The 16,523-nt window shown below is 43.0% G+C and carries 17 protein-coding genes and 1 pseudogene; 13 read left to right on the top strand and 5 right to left on the bottom strand.

The window, feature by feature from the left end; genetic code table 11:
• The first annotated feature begins 17 nt into the window (after positions 1–17).
• The 9 genes and pseudogenes from fba (at position 18) to OCC_RS03565 (ending at position 8,150) form a co-directional block, all read left to right on the top strand.
• Positions 18–866 carry a class I fructose-bisphosphate aldolase gene (gene fba / locus OCC_RS03605; RefSeq protein ID WP_004069824.1) on the top strand — a complete coding sequence of 283 codons (849 nt, stop codon included), beginning with the start codon at positions 18–20 and terminating at the stop codon, positions 864–866.
• A gap of 101 nt (positions 867–967) precedes the next feature.
• Positions 968–2,731 carry a pyruvate/oxaloacetate carboxyltransferase gene (locus tag OCC_RS03600; RefSeq protein ID WP_020953637.1) on the top strand — a complete coding sequence of 588 codons (1,764 nt, stop codon included), beginning with the start codon at positions 968–970 and terminating at the stop codon, positions 2,729–2,731.
• Positions 2,732–2,902: 171 nt separating this feature from the next.
• A complete protein-coding gene (locus OCC_RS03595; RefSeq protein WP_004069827.1) occupies positions 2,903–4,639 on the top strand; it encodes a carbon starvation CstA family protein in 1,737 nt (578 codons plus the stop codon).
• 48 nt (positions 4,640–4,687) lie between these two features.
• Positions 4,688–4,975 (top strand): hypothetical protein, encoded by a 288-nt coding sequence (locus OCC_RS03590; protein ID WP_004069829.1) that lies wholly within the window; start codon positions 4,688–4,690, stop codon positions 4,973–4,975.
• The gene (locus OCC_RS03585) at positions 4,968–5,237 is read left to right on the top strand and encodes a hypothetical protein (protein WP_004069831.1); all 270 of its coding nucleotides are present in this window, start codon (positions 4,968–4,970) and stop codon (positions 5,235–5,237) included. The genes OCC_RS03590 and OCC_RS03585 overlap by 8 nt, the downstream gene beginning before the upstream one ends.
• 10 nt (positions 5,238–5,247) lie before the next feature.
• Positions 5,248–6,240, top strand: a pseudogene (locus tag OCC_RS03580) (ArsA family ATPase).
• Positions 6,230–6,520 carry an iron-sulfur cluster assembly protein gene (locus OCC_RS03575; protein WP_004069832.1) on the top strand — a complete coding sequence of 97 codons (291 nt, stop codon included), beginning with the start codon at positions 6,230–6,232 and terminating at the stop codon, positions 6,518–6,520. Before OCC_RS03580 ends, OCC_RS03575 begins: the two are co-directional and overlap by 11 nt.
• 2 nt (positions 6,521–6,522) lie before the next feature.
• A complete protein-coding gene (locus tag OCC_RS03570) occupies positions 6,523–7,179 on the top strand; it encodes a hypothetical protein (RefSeq protein WP_004069833.1) in 657 nt (218 codons plus the stop codon).
• A gap of 38 nt (positions 7,180–7,217) precedes the next feature.
• Entirely contained in the window at positions 7,218–8,150 is a 933-nt protein-coding gene (locus tag OCC_RS03565; RefSeq protein ID WP_004069835.1) for an NOL1/NOP2/sun family putative RNA methylase, read from the top strand.
• A gap of 2 nt (positions 8,151–8,152) precedes the next feature.
• Here the strand turns inward: OCC_RS03565 and OCC_RS03560 are convergent, their stop codons facing one another.
• Complete coding sequence (locus OCC_RS03560; protein ID WP_004069837.1) at positions 8,153–9,145, bottom strand: hypothetical protein; 993 nt, start codon at positions 9,143–9,145, stop codon at positions 8,153–8,155.
• On the bottom strand, positions 9,145–9,735 hold the full coding sequence (locus OCC_RS03555; RefSeq protein ID WP_004069839.1) for a metallophosphoesterase family protein: 591 nt from the start codon (positions 9,733–9,735) through the stop codon (positions 9,145–9,147). The genes OCC_RS03560 and OCC_RS03555 overlap by 1 nt, the downstream gene beginning before the upstream one ends.
• 20 nt (positions 9,736–9,755) lie before the next feature.
• On the opposite strand from OCC_RS03555, the gene OCC_RS03550 reads away from it, so the two are divergent.
• From OCC_RS03550 to speB, 4 genes are all read left to right on the top strand, one after another.
• Positions 9,756–10,889 carry a saccharopine dehydrogenase family protein gene (locus tag OCC_RS03550; protein ID WP_274517773.1) on the top strand — a complete coding sequence of 378 codons (1,134 nt, stop codon included), beginning with the start codon at positions 9,756–9,758 and terminating at the stop codon, positions 10,887–10,889.
• Positions 10,864–11,526: a 16S rRNA methyltransferase gene (locus OCC_RS03545; protein ID WP_004069842.1), complete on the top strand. Its 663-nt coding sequence runs from the start codon at positions 10,864–10,866 to the stop codon at positions 11,524–11,526. The genes OCC_RS03550 and OCC_RS03545 overlap by 26 nt, the downstream gene beginning before the upstream one ends.
• A 70-nt stretch (positions 11,527–11,596) precedes the next feature.
• Entirely contained in the window at positions 11,597–12,013 is a 417-nt protein-coding gene (locus tag OCC_RS03540) for a translation initiation factor IF-5A (RefSeq protein WP_004069845.1), read from the top strand.
• Between the two features lie 83 nt (positions 12,014–12,096).
• On the top strand, positions 12,097–12,954 hold the full coding sequence (gene speB / locus OCC_RS03535) for an agmatinase (RefSeq protein ID WP_004069847.1): 858 nt from the start codon (positions 12,097–12,099) through the stop codon (positions 12,952–12,954).
• Position 12,955: 1 nt separating this feature from the next.
• Here the strand turns inward: speB and OCC_RS03530 are convergent, their stop codons facing one another.
• The 3 genes from OCC_RS03530 to OCC_RS03520 form a co-directional block, all read right to left on the bottom strand.
• A complete protein-coding gene (locus tag OCC_RS03530) occupies positions 12,956–14,674 on the bottom strand; it encodes a chloride channel protein (protein ID WP_004069849.1) in 1,719 nt (572 codons plus the stop codon).
• Positions 14,675–14,746: 72 nt separating this feature from the next.
• Positions 14,747–16,120, bottom strand: a complete 1,374-nt coding sequence (gene glmM / locus OCC_RS03525) for a phosphoglucosamine mutase (RefSeq protein ID WP_004069850.1) — start codon at positions 16,118–16,120, stop codon at positions 14,747–14,749.
• A gap of 10 nt (positions 16,121–16,130) precedes the next feature.
• The gene (locus OCC_RS03520; protein ID WP_004069852.1) at positions 16,131–16,523 is read right to left on the bottom strand and encodes a hypothetical protein; all 393 of its coding nucleotides are present in this window, start codon (positions 16,521–16,523) and stop codon (positions 16,131–16,133) included.

The following is a 16,523-nucleotide window of genomic DNA, read 5'->3' as shown; positions in this document are numbered from 1 at the left end:
CACCAGAGGTGAATAGTATGGAAGCATACAACAACATTGGGATTAGGAGGAGACTTAGGAGGTTTTTTAGAAGGGATGGGAGGGCTTTGATTTTTGCAATGGATCATGGATTTGAACATGGGCCAACTGATTTTGAAGAAAACTGGGAACACATCAATCCAAAAATCATAATTCGAAAAGTTATCAGAGCTGGGATAGATGGAGTAATGATGCTCCCAGGAATAGCGAGAATATCTGGAGAAGAGCTTGTTGGTAAGGATGTTGGTTTAATGATAAAGCTTACCAGCAAAACAGAGCTCAGACCAAAGGAAGAGTGGCTTATGCAAGATCAGCTCGGGTTTGTTGAAGATGCGATTAAACTTGGTGCAGACGCTGTGGCAGCCACAGTTTACTGGGGAAGTCCATATGAGGGAGCAATGATGAGACAGTTTGCAGAAATAGCAAGCTACGCTCACGATTTAGGTTACCCCGTTGTGCAGTTTGCCTATCCTAGGGGGCCATACATTAATGAAAAATACGGCAAGAAAGAGGACTATAGAGTTGTTATGTATGGGGCAAGGGCTGCTGCAGAGATGGGAGCGGATATGATTAAAACTTACTGGACTGGGTCAAGGGAAACATTTGCCAAAGTTGTTGACGCCGCTTCAGGCGTTCCGGTTCTCTTAAGTGGGGGAGCAAAGACGGATAATCCCCTAGATTTCTTAAAGCTCGTCTGGGAAGTTATTGAAGCCGGAGGAAGCGGAGCAGTTGTTGGAAGAAATATATTCCAGAGAGAAAATCCGGAGCCGATGATTAGAGCACTTTTGAGGGTAACCCACAGAAATGAAGATCCAGAAGAGGCCGCAAAGGCTGAGGGTCTTTTGTGACATTTTATTTTTCTCTGCTGGAGCTCTTCAATCCTCGAGTAGTTGAGCCAGCTAACTTTTTAAACTGTTTTCTTGAAATGTTTAGTTAAGGGTGAGTGGTAATGGTTGAGATAATCGACACTACCTTTAGGGATGCCCATCAGTCACTTATTGCTACAAGATTATCAACAAGGGACATGCTTCCAATAGCTGAAAAAATGGACAAAGTCGGCTTTTACTCTATGGAAGTATGGGGCGGGGCAACTTTTGATGCAGCTCTAAGGTTCCTAAGAGAAGACCCTTGGAAGAGATTAAAGCTTTTAAGGGAGCACATAAAGAGAACAAAACTTCAAATGCTGCTTAGAGGACAAAACGTTGTTGGCTACAAGCACTACCCAGATGATGTAGTGGAAAAATTCGTTGAACTTGCTTACAAAAATGGAATTGACATCTTTAGGGTCTTTGATGCCTTAAATGACGTTAGGAATATGAAAACCGCAATCAAAAAGGCCAAGGAAGTGGGGGCGGAGGTTCAAGGGGCAATAAGCTACACTATCGGGAGGATATTCACTTTAGAGTATTACCTCCAGAAAGTTGATGAGCTGATTGAACTTGATGTCGATTACATCACAATCAAGGATATGGCTGCTCTTCTGGATCCGCAAACCGCTTATGAGCTCGTAAAGGAGATCAAAGAGCGCTATGGGATAAAGGTCAATGTTCACACTCACGCAACAAGCGGTCTGGCTTCGGCAACCTACTTAAAAGCGGTTGAGGCTGGAGCAGATTTCATAGACACGGCAATTTATCCTTTAGCGAATGGCACAGCTCAACCTGCAATTCAGAGCATCTATTACTCTTTAAAAAGCGAAGACAAGCCTAAAGTTGATATGAAGCTGATTTTTGAAATCTCCAAGTATCTGCGGAGAATTCTTGAAGAAAAATATGAGCACCTAATGAACAAGAGGGCTCTCCATGGAGATCCAAACGTTCTAATTCACCAAATTCCCGGCGGTATGTATTCAAACCTTATCTCCCAGCTCAGAGAAATGAAAGCTCTCGATAAGCTTGATGAAGTTCTAGAGGAAGTGCCGAGAGTTAGGGAGGAGCTAGGTTATCCGCCTTTAGTAACGCCAACTTCTCAGATAGTTGGCACTCAGGCAGTGTTCAACGTTCTGTTTGGAAGGTATAAGATGATAACCGAGGAAACAAAGAACTACGTAAAAGGTCTCTACGGCAGACCCCCTGCTCCAATAAAAGAGGAAATTAAGAAGCTTATCCTTGGAGATGAAGAACCGATAACTGTTAGACCTGCCGATTTGCTTGAACCGATGCTTGAGAAAGCGAGAAAAGAACTTGAGGAAAAGGGTTATCTCGAGAAGGAAGAAGATGTGGTGACTTACTGCCTCTTCCCACAGGTAGCTTTGGAGTTCTTTGAACTTAGAAAGCAAGGGAAGCTCAAGCCAGTAGAAGAGAAGCCCAAGGGTAAAGTGATAAAGGTCTATGTTGGCGGAAGAGAATATGAAGTTGGAGTTGAAGGGGTAAAGCTTGAGGGGCTGTTTATTTCGACTTATGCCCCTTCTGAAGCTCCCGCTCTTGCTCAGGCTCCTTCAGCTCCAGCTCCAGCAGCAGCTTCTGCTCCGGTTCCTTCGGCTTCGGCTCCGGCGGTTGGTGAGAATGTGGTTTCTGCGCCTATGCCAGGTAAGGTTCTTAGGGTTTTGGTTAGGGAGGGTGATCAGGTTAGGGTTGGTCAGGGGTTGCTNATTTTNGAGGCTATGAAGATGGAGAATGAGATTCCCTCACCAAAGGATGGAGTNGTCAAGAGAATNCTNGTCAAGGAAGGAGACACCGTCGACACAGGACAACCACTAATAGAACTCACTTAAATTACTCCCCATTTTTTAGTTTTTACTTTAAACAGTGGGGAATTTGAGTGTTTTTGCTAATTTTTGGTACACTTATCAAAATTTGTTCATAAACGTGCCCAGATTTCCGAAAGGCATATATATTACATGACTACAAAGTCATAAGTGGACTTTCATTGGGGGTGGCTTTAAATGAACTCGGCGGTCATTATACTGGCAGCCGCAATTGTATATGTGGCCATGTATTTTACTTATGGAAAGAGCCTACAAAGCAAAGTTGTCAAAGCAGACCCAAACAGGCCAACACCAGCACACAAGCTCTATGACGGTGTCGACTACGTCCCAGCACACCCAGTAGTTCTTTATGGGCACCACTTCGCAAGTATTGCTGGAGCAGGGCCTATAACAGGTCCAGCGTTGGCAATGGCATGGGGATGGATACCATCGTTGCTTTGGGTATGGTTTGGAAACGTCTTCATTGGAGCAGTGCACGATTACTTGGCTTTGATGGCTTCAGTGAGATACGATGGCAAGTCAATACAGTGGATTGCTGGAAAGATAATGAGCAAAAGAACTGGAGTTGCATTTGAGGTTTACATATGGTTCACATTGCTATTAGTGGTTGCAGCGTTTGTAGCTGTTACGGCAAGACTGCTGGTCTTAACTCCAGAAGCTGCAACGGCAACACTGTTGTTCCTCCTAGTGGCGATCATTCTAGGATGGATGATGTACAAGATGAACGTAAACTTCTATGTTGCGACGGTTATAGGCTTAATACTCCTTGTTGTTGCAGTATGGATTGGCTTTAAGAACCCATTACTTCTCGTCCCAGGACAGACAGACGCAACAAGTGCTGCTTACACTCAAGCATACCACTACTGGAACATTATATTGATGATTTACATCATTGTGGCATCTTCACTGCCGGTATGGGTGCTCCTCCAGCCCAGAGACTACTTAAACGCTTATATACTCTGGTTCGGACTCCTAATTGGAGGTATAGCATTCATAGCCCTTGCAAAGCCATTTGAAGCCCCAGGATTTTCAATGTTCTCAGCGAACGTTGTTGGTGGACAGCCATCACCGTTCTGGCCTACGGTTCCATTGGTCATTGCATGTGGTGCTTTGAGCGGTTTCCACTCCATAGTTGGTTCTGGAACCTCATCAAAGCAGCTTGACAAGGAAATTCATGGATTGCTCGTTGGCTACGGTGGAATGTTCACTGAGGGATTCCTTTCAACAATAGTCATTACGGCTATAGCTGTTTACGGTGTTAAGCTCACCGGACTAAGCGCAAATGCAGTAGAATGGGGAACCCAATACATCACCAAAGGCGGACTTGGGACTTTCATCGGAGGCTACGCTCAGGGACTTGCCGACTTCTATGGAATGGATGTTACCTTAGGAAAGACCTTTGCAACTCTTTGGGTTTCAGCGTTCACATTGACCTCTCTCGACACCGCTACAAGGCTTGGAAGGTTTGCATGGCAAGAAGTCTTTGGAATGGTAACCGATACAAGCCAAGGAATATGGAAGACCATCACAAACAAGTGGGTCGCCTCGATAGTAATCGCGGTACTTGGAACTTGGATGGCATGGGGTGCTAGTTACCAAGTTCTCTGGCCAGCATTTGCCGGTATGAACCAGCTGTTGGCTTCAATTGCAATGTTGACAGCGGCCTTATGGGCGTACAAGATACAAAAAGCGGGAGCATGGAGTTATGCTGTCTTAATCCCAGCACTCTTCCTATGGATAACAGTTACGGCAGGTCTTATATGGTACATAATAGTAGTTCCACTCAAAGGAAGCACCTTAATAGCTGTGAAGGGTTCACTTCTAGTAGGTCTAGTGCTTAACTTCCTCCTAGCGTATGACTTCTACCTTGCCTGGAAGAGACCAGCCGAAGAATACGAGGCGGCTCCAGCGTGAAAGTTTTTTCCTTTTTTAACATTATTTTAATTTTGTTGAGGTGATTTGATGAAAACTTTCTTAAAAAGAGCCCTTTACTGGATCTCTATGCCTATTCGGGTTTTATGGGAATTTAACAAGGGATTCAGGCTTTATTATCTTAGAGGGCTCCAGTGGGAGGAAGAAGAACTTGAGAATATTTTTGCCCTTCTCATTCTGGGGAGCTATATTGGGCTTCCAAACCCTCCTGTGGACCTTAGCTATAAGATTCTTCCTCACATGATCAGGGAGATGTATGTTATGCAGGAGAAATCCCTTAATCCATTAACAATGAAAACGGGGTGGTTAAATGTTTGAAAATCTAAAGGCATTTTTTAGGGGATTTTTTAGTGCATTTAAGGCACGCTCTACGGAATATCTTGAGTTTGAGGAAAGGGAGCTTGAAAATGTGTTTGCACTTGTGCTCATGGGATCGTTTGTAGGCATCCCTTCCCCGCCGACGACACTTGTCATGAGGTTAATGCCCCATATGGTGAGAGAAATCTACGTAATGCAGAGAAGAGCGGGAGAAATGGATGATATATTTGGTGAAATCGCTGCGATGTTTGAAATAACGTGAGGTGATAACGATGAGAGACTATTTGGTTCCAAAAGAAGGATTCAGGGTATTATTCTTCATTGGAAAGGGAGGAGTTGGAAAAACAACGAGCTCAGCTGCAGTATCGCTTGCCCTCGCAAAAAAAAGGATACAAAACTCTGATAGTCTCAATAGACCCGGCCCACAACTTGGGGGATGTGTTTGAGGTAAAGCTAAACGACAAGCCGAAGGAAATAGCTGAGAACCTTTATGCAATGGAACTCGACATGGAAAAGCTCATTAAAGCCTATTTAAAACATCTTGAGGAGAATTTAAAGCATATGTATAGGTATCTTACCGTCATAAACCTTGAGAAGTATTTTGAGGTGCTCAGCTTTTCTCCGGGTATAGAAGAATACGCTACCCTTGAGGCTATCAGAGAGATACTGCAAAAAGGAGACGAATGGGATGTCATAGTGTTTGATACACCTCCAACTGGATTAACTTTAAGGGTACTGGCCCTTCCTGAAATTGCTCTCATCTGGACAGAGAAGCTCATAGAGATAAGAAAAAAGATTTTAGAAAAGAGGAGGGCAATTGAGAACATACAGGGAGAGAGGAAGTTCGTGATTGAAGGTGAAGAATATAGGCTTCCAAGTAGGGAGGAAGAAGATCCCGTGATGAAGGAGCTTAAGCAATATAAAGCTGAGATAAGTTTTGTTCGAAATGTTGTTACAAATCCAAAAAAGACCAGTGTTATAGCGGTGATGAATCCCGAAATGCTACCGTTGTATGAGACGGAGAGGGCTTACGAGGCTTTAAGAAAGTTCAAAATTCCCTTTAATCTAATAGTTGTCAACAAAGTCATTGAGCTTGAGGAGGAAGTTCCAAGGATAAGGGTGAAGATGGAGGCTCAAAGAAAAGTGCTTGGAGAGATAGGGAAAAGTTTAGGGGAATAGATATCGTTACAGTGCCCATGTTTGAAGAAGAGCCGAGAGGGTTAAACTGGCTTGAGAAAGTTGGAGGGTTAATAGTTGGAGATTGATGAAATTTATGAGGAGCTCAGGAAGGTGAAGGAACCTATAAGCGGGGAGGATATAGTTAGTCTGGGAATTGTGAGTCTGATAAGGAAAGAAGACAACAAAATAATAATCTTCCTTGGATTAGCGAGAAGAACGCCTAGGCATCCGTTTGAGATGGCGGTTAATTGGGCAGTTCATGCAAGGATAGTTAAGGATATAGTAAAGGTTTTAGAGGGAAAAGTAAACTTTGAGATAATCGATGACATGACGTTTCAAAGGTATTACCCAATAGAGGAGGTTTAATCATGAAGGTTACACCGGAATTGTTGCTTTTGATAATGGCATTGGGTGCCATCGCCACTTTGCAGTTTTACAAGGGAAGGAAGCTCAATTTGACTATAATGGACTACTACCTAAGAACTATAGAGAGAGTTGTAAAGCCCAAGGACAAGGACTACGTGTGGATAGGTGGATACGTTGGATTCAGGGCGTTTTATAAAGTAAATGAAGGCAATATTGACAAGTTTGAATACACATTAACCCTTTTACCAAGGCAGAGCATTTTATATTTCCCTATCTCAAAGCTGATAAACAGACATGACAAGATATACTTTGTGGTAAAGCCCTATGCAGCAATCAGGCGTGAGGCTCATCTAATACAAAAAGGCTATTATCGCTTTAAGCCGAAGATTGAGGATGAAGAACTTTTGCAGAGGGAAATAGTAGAGGTAAATGGAAAGCAGTATGAAGCTCTTTTTGAAAAGAGACGAGACGTTGAAATGCTGAAGGAATTTCTCCAAGGATTTTCAAAAGTCGAAAACGTTAAGCACATTTCACTGACTCCAAAGACAAATGTACTCTATGTTTTCATGAAGCCGGAGATAGAGACAATAGAGCAGGATGTAAGGCACATAGTGCGGTTTGTTAACGAAAGCATAAAAGAAAACCCCTTTGAGCGGTAGGGAAAAATCTAATAAATCCCTCTTCTAAATTTTTCTCTATGATAGAGAGACTTTTCAGCCTTGGATATTCAAAGGAGTTTGCGGAGAGATATTTTGAATTATGGGGTGAGAGGGCTTTAAAAATAGCTGAAGCCATGGAAAAACCCTTGCCGAGGTGTTTTAGAGTCAACACCCTTCGTATTGAGATTCCGAGACTTACCAAAATGCTGAACAAGAAGGGTTTTCAATTTAAGCGTGTTCCCTGGGCAAAAGAAGGCTTCTGCCTAACAAGGGAGCCTTTTTCCATAACGTCTACTCCGGAATATCTTGGCGGTCTGCTGTACATCCAAGAGGCGTCTTCTATGTATCCTCCAATAGCCTTAGACCCAAAACCGGGAGAAGTTGTTGCGGATATGGCAGCTGCTCCGGGTGGTAAAACCTCCTACCTCGCCCAGCTCATGAAAAATGAAGGAATTATATATGCATTCGATGTTGGAGAGGAGAGGCTCAAGGAAACAAGGCTAAATCTCTCTCGGCTTGGAGTTACAAACACGATTCTCTTCCACAAAAGCTCCCTTTATATGGGAGAATTGGGAATTAAGTTTGATAAAATTCTCCTTGATGCTCCCTGCACGGGTTCAGGAACAATTCACAAAAATCCAGAGAGAAAGGCGAACAGAACGCTAGAAGATGTAAAATTCTGTCAGAATCTCCAAATGCAAATGGTAAGAGTTGCTTTGGAGAATCTCAAGGAAGGGGGCATTTTGGTTTATTCCACCTGTTCTTTAGAGCCGGAAGAGAATGAATTTGTTATTCAGTGGGCTCTGGACAACTTTGACATTGAGCTTCTCCCTCTTAGACATGGCGAACCTGCCTTAACGGCACCCTTTGGGATAGAGCTTAGTGAGGAGCTCAGCAAGGCGAGAAGGTTCTATCCAGATAGGCATAACACAAGTGGATTTTTCGTTGCAAAAATAAGGAAGAAACGCTAAAATCATTCATTGGGTTTTTTCCCTTCTAAGAGTCTATCTTCAATCTCGTGCAGTCTTTTCTTTGTATCATCGCTTAACAGGCTTTCGAGCTCTTCTCTTGCTGCCTTTGCGAGTTCAAATTTAGATGCATACTCCTTGGACACTTCTACCCATGGAATTTTCTTTTCCTCGACAAATACATCTATATCTGCAAATCTCTGATAGTCTCTGTACTCTAATCCTTTGAGAAGGAACTTTATTCTAAGGGGGTCTTCCCACGTTATTAGCTTTATTTTGTAAACCTTAATCCTCATGAACGGTCTTGGGTAATCCCAGTCCCACCCTTCACTTACGACATAGCCGAGATCGAGATCTTCAAGAACTAGAAGTACCCTTTCTATGTTCTCTTCGTATCTCTTTTCGGTGTCATAGATTCTTATAGTGATCTCTTTCCAACCCTCCGGGAGCAGTTTAAAGAGTATAATTGGCAAGTCAGTTCTTAAGGTTCTGTAGACTTCTATGAAATTTTTTCTGATCAAAAACGCTTCTTTTATATCTCTTATGCTCAAAGGCTCGCTTAATTTCTTGTCCGTCACCAAGAGAAGGGTGTCTCTCTCTTCGCCCTCGTTAATACCCCTGGCGAAGCTTGTTTCTATCCCTCCATACCTTTTGGGAATTATCTCGGAAGTTTTTTCAGCTTCTTTTGGCACTCTCAGAAGAATTATCTGGGGCCCAAGGTTTGCTCTGTCAAAAGGGGCTTTTGCATTTAGAAGTTCCTTTAAAACGCTGTCACTCCGCATTTTGACCAAAAAAGCTCCCCTTTTTAGATTTAATACTGTCTTCCATTCTTCTGCAGGGGTTACAAAGATTATTGTATCAAGTTCTCCACTTTGATTCCATGCCTCGTCAACTGAGAGTTCTTCTACTCCAAAAAGATTTTTTAGGAAACTTTCGCCACCTTCAACATCTGATGTCCTCAAAAAGAGCATTGAAGGACCAAAACGCATTAATCTCATCACAATCCCCTCATTAACTTATATCCCCGTTCAAAATTTGTCCCATCGGGATATTTGACCCTAACAACTTTCTTACTCCCCAAAAGGATGAAGTTCACATTTAAAAGGCCATTCAATCCATGCTTGATATTCCTGAAGTTATGTCCGTAGAGAATGAAATCAACATCTTTGGGAGGATTTAGCTGACTGGGATCATGTGCTAAGGCAAGCTTTACTTCATCTACCTTAACGACCTCCCCGGGCTTTACTATTCGGGCTTTTCTGACGAGTTTTTTGAGTACTTCCTCACTATCCTCATTTCCCGGAACAATGTATACCTCAGCTCCGGAATTCTCAAGTATATCTAATAGCTCTTTTACCCTTTCTGCATACCTTTCCTTTAATTCGGGCTTTCTTTCAAGTTTTATGTTGTCCACAAGGTCTCCGGTATGAATAATATACTCCGGTCTGCTTTTTTCTATTAGGTTTAGGATGAAAGGATATATATTGTCCGGAGTGTCGCTTATATGCATTATCTTGGCCTCTTTACTCTCCAGTAATTCTTTTGGAAGCCCTCTTCTTCTTAAAAAGCTGGGTAAGTTTAACCTCATCACAATAATTCCAGAACAACATTTTATATACCTTTGGTTCTACTTCTAAGGAGGTGGAGTGTATGAGAATCTTAGTACTTGGGGCTGGCAATGTTGGAAGGGCTATAGCTTATGATCTTAGTAAGGATTTTGAAGTGTGGGCAGGAGATAGAGACTTAAATCGATTGGAAGATGTGAAGAATTATGCGAACCCGATAAAAGTAGATGCCTCTGATTTTAGTTCTTTAGTAGAGAAAATGAAGGGCTTTGATCTTGTTGTGGGAGCCCTTCCCGGAAGGTTTGGATTTAGAACTCTAAAAGCGGCTATAGAAGCTGGAGTGGATATTGTGGATGTTTCTTTTATGCCAGAAAATCCGTTAGCGCTTAGGGAAGAGGCTGTAAAAGCAAATATAACGGCTATCGTTGATGCGGGTTTTGCCCCAGGGCTTAGCAATATCTTCTTAGGAAGAATTTATCAAGAAATGAGCCCTCTTGAAGAGGGAATAATTCGAGTAGGTGGGCTTCCGAAGATCCCAAAGCCACCCCTTTACTACAAAATCACCTGGTCACCTTATGATCTAATCGAAGAATACACAAGGAAGGCAAGGATTGTGAAGGATGGCGAAGTTAGAGAAGTGGATCCGCTGGAAAAAATTTGGAAAGTAAGGCTCAAAGACTTCGAATTTGAAGAATTTGTAAGTGATGGACTGAGAACCCTTATTGAAACAATAAACGCAAATCACCTCGAGGAGAGAACCCTTAGGTGGCCGGGGCATCTGGAGAAAATGAAAGTTCTGAAAGAACTGGGATTTTTTGAGGAAGAAAACGTTGAATTTACGCTTAAGGTCATTGCTCCACTAATGAATTACGAGAGCGAGGACTTTTCGATAATGGAAGTTTATGGCAGGGGCTTTAAGAATGAAAAAGAGAGGGAAATCAGGTACTTCTTATATGATGAAGCAAAGGATGGTTTTACTTCTATGGCAAGGGTGACGGGATTCACGGCCGCTATAGTTTCTAGGATCGTTATGAATGGAGAGTGCGCATATGGAGTAATTCCTCCAGAGATTTTAGGGATGAGGGCTGACACGTATTCAAAAATAATGAAGGAGATAAGGGAGAAAGACATCCATGTGGAGGTAGTGGAAGATGCTCCATTTAGTAATAGCCGATAGTGAACTTGAGCTTGTGCCGGAGAAGATAAGAGACCACCCTTCGGTTGTCAACTATGCAAGGAAGAGGGGAAAGAAGCCAGATGAAGTGCTTCTTGATTCCACCTATCATCATTCAGCCCTTAAACTGCTGGAGGATGGAGAGAGGAGGGGAAGGCCAGATATAATCCACCTGTGCCTTATAAACGCCCTTGAGAGCATATTAAACAAAGAAGGAAAGCTTAGGGTTTATGTGCACACAAGAAATGACGAAGTTATTTATATTAAACCCGAGACCAGGCTTCCTCGAAACTACAATCGCTTTGTGGGGCTGATGGAAAGCTTATTCAAAAACAAAGCCGTTCCCAGAGATCTTGAACTTCTGAAAATGAGGAAGGGAACGCTTTCAGAACTCCTTGAGGAGATAGGCCCAGATGGGATTTTCATAATGCACGAGAATGGGAATTTATTAACTCCAAAGGAATTCGGAGAAAAATTGGTTAATTACGCTTCGCCAGCTGTTATCGTTGGCGGATTCCCCCATGGGGACTTTTTGAGTGAAGTAAAGGGAGAAAGGATTAGCATTTACAAGGAGCCTTTAATGGCATGGAGTGTTGTCAATGAGGTTTTGATAAACTATGAGGGAAGTTTACTTTGGTAGAATCTTCTTCAAAAATTTTTTAAATGCTTAAAATAAACCACATCAAGAACGTTTGCGGGAGGTAAGGAAAATGGGAGACAAAACCAGAGTTCAGGTTAGTAAGCTCAAACCCGGAAGATACATCCTTATTGATGACGAGCCGTGCAGAATAGTCAACATTACGGTTTCATCCCCAGGAAAGCACGGTTCAGCAAAGGCAAGAATTGAGGCCGTTGGAATATTTGACGGCAAGGTTAGGAGCATTGTGAAGCCAACAAGCGCTGAAGTTGATGTCCCAATTATCGACAAGAGAACGGGTCAGATAATAGCCCTCACACCAGACACAGTCCAGCTCATGGACATGGAGACATACGAAATCTTTGATGTCCCGATAGCAACGGGCGTTGATGATGAAATCAAGGATAAGATCAGAGAGGGTATTAACGTCGAATACTGGGAGACCCTTGGCAGAATAAAGATAATGAAGCTCAAAGGAGAAAGCGAGTGATTCTTTTCTTAAATTTTTATGAGATTCCTGGGGCTTGCAAAACTTTTTAACCCCTATTCTAAACCCTCTCCGGGTGAAGGATGATGGAACTCCTCTATACCTATGAGACGCTAAAGCTTGAATTCCCGATGAGCAATATTGAAGAAGCTAACTTTGTAATCCTCGGCATTCCATTTGACGGAACAACTTCCTACAAACCTGGAACAAGGTTCGGGCCTACGCTGATAAGACAAGCCACGCTCAATTTGGAGAGCTATATTTTAGATTACGATATTGACCTTACAGAGGTAAAGATAGCTGACGTTGGCGATTTAGCCATCGTCGCGGGTAATCCGCTTGAAACAATAAAAAGAGGCATTGAGACAATAGAAGAAATCAAGAAAATAAACCCTAAGGCAGTTCCTATAGTCTTGGGCGGTGAACACTCAATGACTTTTGCCCCAGTGAAGGCATTAAAGCCGAAAAGCTACGTGGTATTCGATGCCCACCTTGATTTAAGAGAGAGCTATGAAGATAACCCCTGGAATCACGCATGTGTTGCCAGAAGGATTTCAGAATTGCGGGTCAAGGTTGCCGAGTTTGGAATAAGAAGTGGCACAAAAGAAGAGGTAGAATATGCCAAAAAAGCTGGCATAACTTGGGTTCACGCAAGGGAGTACACTCTTGAAAAGTTCATAGAGGTTGTAAAAGACCTTCCAGAGCCGGTGTATGTATCTGTGGACATAGATGTCTTTGATCTTTCAATGGTTCCTTCAACTGGGACTCCAGAAGCCGGTGGATTAAGGTTTTGGGAGGTTGTAGAGGCGCTGGAATGGTTGGTGAAGAACAAAGAGGTCATTGGTTTTGATATAATGGAAGTGGCGGGAATGGAGCTTGGAGATATTACAGCCTTAACTGCCGCAAAACTCCTCTTTTACATGATTGGAATGCTTTCAAAATGATTCACTCTTCTATGTACATTTCTCTTAATGCCCTATAATATGCCTTGTAGATGTCCCTCTTTGTTACAACACCGATAAGCCTTCTGTTTTTTGGACTTTCAACAATGGGAAGAAGGTTTTGGTCGTATTTCATTAGTTTTTCAAAGGCATCCTGAGCTGTTTCATTTAAATATCCAACACCGCATTCCTTGCGCAAAAACCTCTCTATTGGTAACGTTTTTATTCTTTGGGAGAGGTTTAGGAAGTCTTTTATTCCCACTATTCCCAATACGTTCATTTTTTCATCAACAACCGGGAAGCAGTCGTGGCCGGTCTTTGCAACGAGCTCCTCCACATCCCTTAGGGTATTCCATTTGTAAACAAAGATGGGCTTTACAGTCATTATCTCTCTAACGGGGATAGTCTCTAAAACAACAGGGCGACCTGTTTTTATGCGAATTCCCCTCCGCTCAAGCTTTAGGGTATATACCGAAGAGCCTTTGAGAATAAACCTAGCTGTTAAAAAGCTCGTTGTTGCGGAGGTTATAACTCCTGGAAGAAGAGCGTATCCTCTAGTGAGCTCTGCCACCATGAGTATCTGGTTTATTGGTGCTTGAGTTAGTCCGCTGAAGAACGCTGCCATGCCTGCTAGGGCATAAACGGCTGGATTGATACCAATGGTGGGGAAAAGAAGTTTTAAAATTGTTCCATATGCAGCTCCAAGTAGAGCACCAATATAAAGGCTGGGAGCGAAAATGCCGCCGCTGTGCCCGGAGGATATCATCACGGATGTTGCCACCATCTTTCCAATTCCTAAAAGGATAAGGACTGCAAGGGGGAGCAATCCAGCAATGGCAAGTTCCATCCCTTCATAGCCGACCCCAAGTATTCCGTATTGGGGGAAGAACATTCCGATAAAGCCAACACTTAGCCCTCCGATGAAAAGCTTTGTCCACAGTGGAGTTTTAATACCTTCAAATCTATCGGTGAGCCAAAACAGAAACTTTGCCCAATATGCAGCTAAAATCCCAAACAGTAAACCCATAAGGAACAGAAAGAAAAGTTCAATGTGTTCATGGGCAATCTGAAGGGGAATATTGACTTCAAAAGCTTCCCCCAGGAACAGCAACGTCACGGTATTGCCGACCACGGCAGATAGGAATATCGGGACGAGGTTTATTGAAAATATCCCCATGTAAACGACTTCAAGGGCGAACATCGCTCCGGCAAATGGAGTATTAAAAGTCCCCGCTATCCCTGCAGCTAAACCGCATGTGGTTAGGAGCTTTTTCATTTCCGAGGAGAGTTTAAAAGTCTGCGCTAAGGCTGAGGCTAATGAAGCTCCGATAAAGCCTATCGGGCCTTCTCTACCAACACTTCCTCCGCTTCCGATGGTAATTGAAGTTACCAATGCCTTCAAGATTGCCAGTATTCCCTTTATTTCTCCTCTTTTGAATATAACCGCCTCTATAACCTCGGGTATGCCGTTTCCCTTTAATTCGGGATAATTTTTGATTATTGGTGCGACTATGAGGCTCCCTATTGCTGGAAGCAAAATATATCCGAAGTTGTAACCGTGGTAATAGAAGGAGATTTGGGGGAGTAAAATCTCAAAAAACAGCAATCTCGTGAGAAATATTAGCTTTCTGAAAACAACCGCCCCCAATCCACCGACTACCCCCGTGAGTATAGAGAGGAAAAGAATAGTTGCCCACTTCTTTACATACTCTTCTCTTCTCATTGATTTAGGAATAATCTCTAGGGGTATTTAAAGATTGAAGAAACCAAAGGTGGGCATATTAAAGTTTAAAAGTTAAGCCTTTAAGGCTTCCTCCAGCAGCTTTAGTCCTACGTTGAGGTATTCTCTTGCCTTTTCTTCACTTCTTGCCTCTGCAAAGATTCTTATTATTGGCTCTGTTCCGCTTGCCCTTACGAGCACCCATCCATCTTCGAAAAGAACCTTTGTTCCATCGGTAGTGTCAATTTTTAGCCCTTCTTTCTCTGCAATCTCCGCAACCTTTGCCACTATTGCTTTTCTATCCCCCTCAACGTGTCTTTTGGTTTTTACTTGGTAGAACTTTGGAAGCTCGTCTATAAGCTCACTGAACTTTTTACCGCTTTTTGCAAAGATTTCAACTATCTTTGCAGCGGTCATAGCTCCATCTCTGCCCAAAACGTGATCTGGGAATATTACTCCCCCGTTTTCCTCTCCTCCCACTAAACCGTTGTGTTCAAGCAGTGCCCTCGAAACTATTAGATCTCCAACTTTTGTCTTCAGAACTTTTCCTCCGTAGATTTTGGCGAGCTCGTCTATTATGTGGGAGGTTGCCACGGTTGTTACGACCAAACCTCCCTTGTTTTCTTCGAGCATTGCTTTCACAACTAAGGCGAAGGTTTTGTCTCCTTGTATGAAGTTTCCGTTCTCGTCTATGAAGACTGATCGGTCTGCATCGCCATCTTGGGCTATTCCAAAGTCCGCTCCAAGTGCTTTCACGATCTTCATGAATCCTTGGAGATTCTCTTCATTGGGTTCTGGGTTTCTTGCGGGGAAGTGTCCGTCGGGATGGGCGTTTACGCTAACAACTTTACAGCCGAGCTCTCTCAAGAGATAAGGGAGCACTAAGGATCCTGCGCCATTCGAAGTATCCACCACGACAAAGGGTCTTCTCTTTCTTATTGCCTCCACATCCACCCTCGCCTTTATTGCGTCTATGTAAGGCCTTATTATGTCCCTCTCAACCAGCTGACCTATCTCGTCCCACTTAGCTCTGTAAAAGTCTTCTTTGAAGAATAACTCCTCTACAATTGCTTCTCTTTCTTTTTTGAGGCCTAGACCATTTGGCTCAAGGAGTTTTATCCCATTATATTCAGGTGGATTGTGGCTTGCAGTTATTACAGCCCCTCCATCGACTTTGAAGTACTTGCATGCGAACTGAATCGCTGGAGTTGGTGCTATGCCCACATCTATGACGTTGACTCCAACGCTTAGAAGACCGCTTATCAGGGCATTTTTGAGCATCTCTCCGCTAACTCTTGTGTCCCTTCCTACGACAACCCAGAGCTCCTTGCCAGGCTGTTCCCTTTTTAAGAGCGTTCCAAATGCCATTCCCATTTTGAGTGCAAATTCTGGGGTTATCTTTTCATTTGCGATTCCTCTAACTCCAAACGTCCCAAATATCTTGCCCATCACCATCACCTCACGCAAGTGCTTTTATAAGCTCAAGGATGATTGCTATGAAGGAATAGAATGCATAGGTAAAGACTGCAACCTGAATTAGTGCAATTCCTCCCTTTAGTGTCTTTATGTTTTCAGGTAGGAGGGGTATAGGGATTCCAATTAACACCGTACCAAAGAGGAGTATTATAACCCTATACAATGCGTCGAAGTCTATCGGAAGCTTCATCTCTGGGTAGGTTATCTCTACATTAACTCCTTGAATGGGGACGGTGATCTTAGCATTCCCAAGTCCCTTTAGAGTAAAGTAGCTTATCACAAGTACAAAGAGTATAGTTCCGAGTAGGCTAATTGAAAGGGAGGAGAGCGTTTCGCTGAGTCTTTCCCATCTGTCTTTGCAGCTTTCTTTCCCCAT

It is taken from the genome of Thermococcus litoralis DSM 5473 (assembly GCF_000246985.2).
GTDB classification, from domain to species: domain Archaea; phylum Methanobacteriota_B; class Thermococci; order Thermococcales; family Thermococcaceae; genus Thermococcus_A; species Thermococcus_A litoralis.
Note: the sequence above shows the minus strand (reverse complement) of the source record. Positions and strands in the feature narration are given on the sequence as shown.

Bases quoted from the DNA above. Each gene is read 5' to 3' on its own strand.
- fba (WP_004069824.1), top strand. From the start codon at position 18: ATGGAAGCATACAACAACATTGGGATTAGGAGGAGACTTAGGAGGTTT.
- OCC_RS03595 (WP_004069827.1), top strand. From the start codon at position 2,903: ATGAACTCGGCGGTCATTATACTGGCAGCCGCAATTGTATATGTGGCC.
- OCC_RS03590 (WP_004069829.1), top strand. From the start codon at position 4,688: ATGAAAACTTTCTTAAAAAGAGCCCTTTACTGGATCTCTATGCCTATT.
- OCC_RS03585 (WP_004069831.1), top strand. From the start codon at position 4,968: ATGTTTGAAAATCTAAAGGCATTTTTTAGGGGATTTTTTAGTGCATTT.
- OCC_RS03570 (WP_004069833.1), top strand. From the start codon at position 6,523: ATGAAGGTTACACCGGAATTGTTGCTTTTGATAATGGCATTGGGTGCC.
- OCC_RS03565 (WP_004069835.1), top strand. From the start codon at position 7,218: ATGATAGAGAGACTTTTCAGCCTTGGATATTCAAAGGAGTTTGCGGAG.
- OCC_RS03560 (WP_004069837.1), bottom strand. From the start codon at position 9,145: ATGAGATTAATGCGTTTTGGTCCTTCAATGCTCTTTTTGAGGACATCA.
- OCC_RS03555 (WP_004069839.1), bottom strand. From the start codon at position 9,735: ATGAGGTTAAACTTACCCAGCTTTTTAAGAAGAAGAGGGCTTCCAAAA.
- OCC_RS03545 (WP_004069842.1), top strand. From the start codon at position 10,864: ATGCTCCATTTAGTAATAGCCGATAGTGAACTTGAGCTTGTGCCGGAG.
- OCC_RS03540 (WP_004069845.1), top strand. From the start codon at position 11,597: ATGGGAGACAAAACCAGAGTTCAGGTTAGTAAGCTCAAACCCGGAAGA.
- speB (WP_004069847.1), top strand. From the start codon at position 12,097: ATGGAACTCCTCTATACCTATGAGACGCTAAAGCTTGAATTCCCGATG.
- OCC_RS03530 (WP_004069849.1), bottom strand. From the start codon at position 14,674: ATGAGAAGAGAAGAGTATGTAAAGAAGTGGGCAACTATTCTTTTCCTC.
- glmM (WP_004069850.1), bottom strand. From the start codon at position 16,120: ATGGGCAAGATATTTGGGACGTTTGGAGTTAGAGGAATCGCAAATGAA.
- OCC_RS03520 (WP_004069852.1), bottom strand. From the start codon at position 16,523: ATGGGGAAAGAAAGCTGCAAAGACAGATGGGAAAGACTCAGCGAAACG.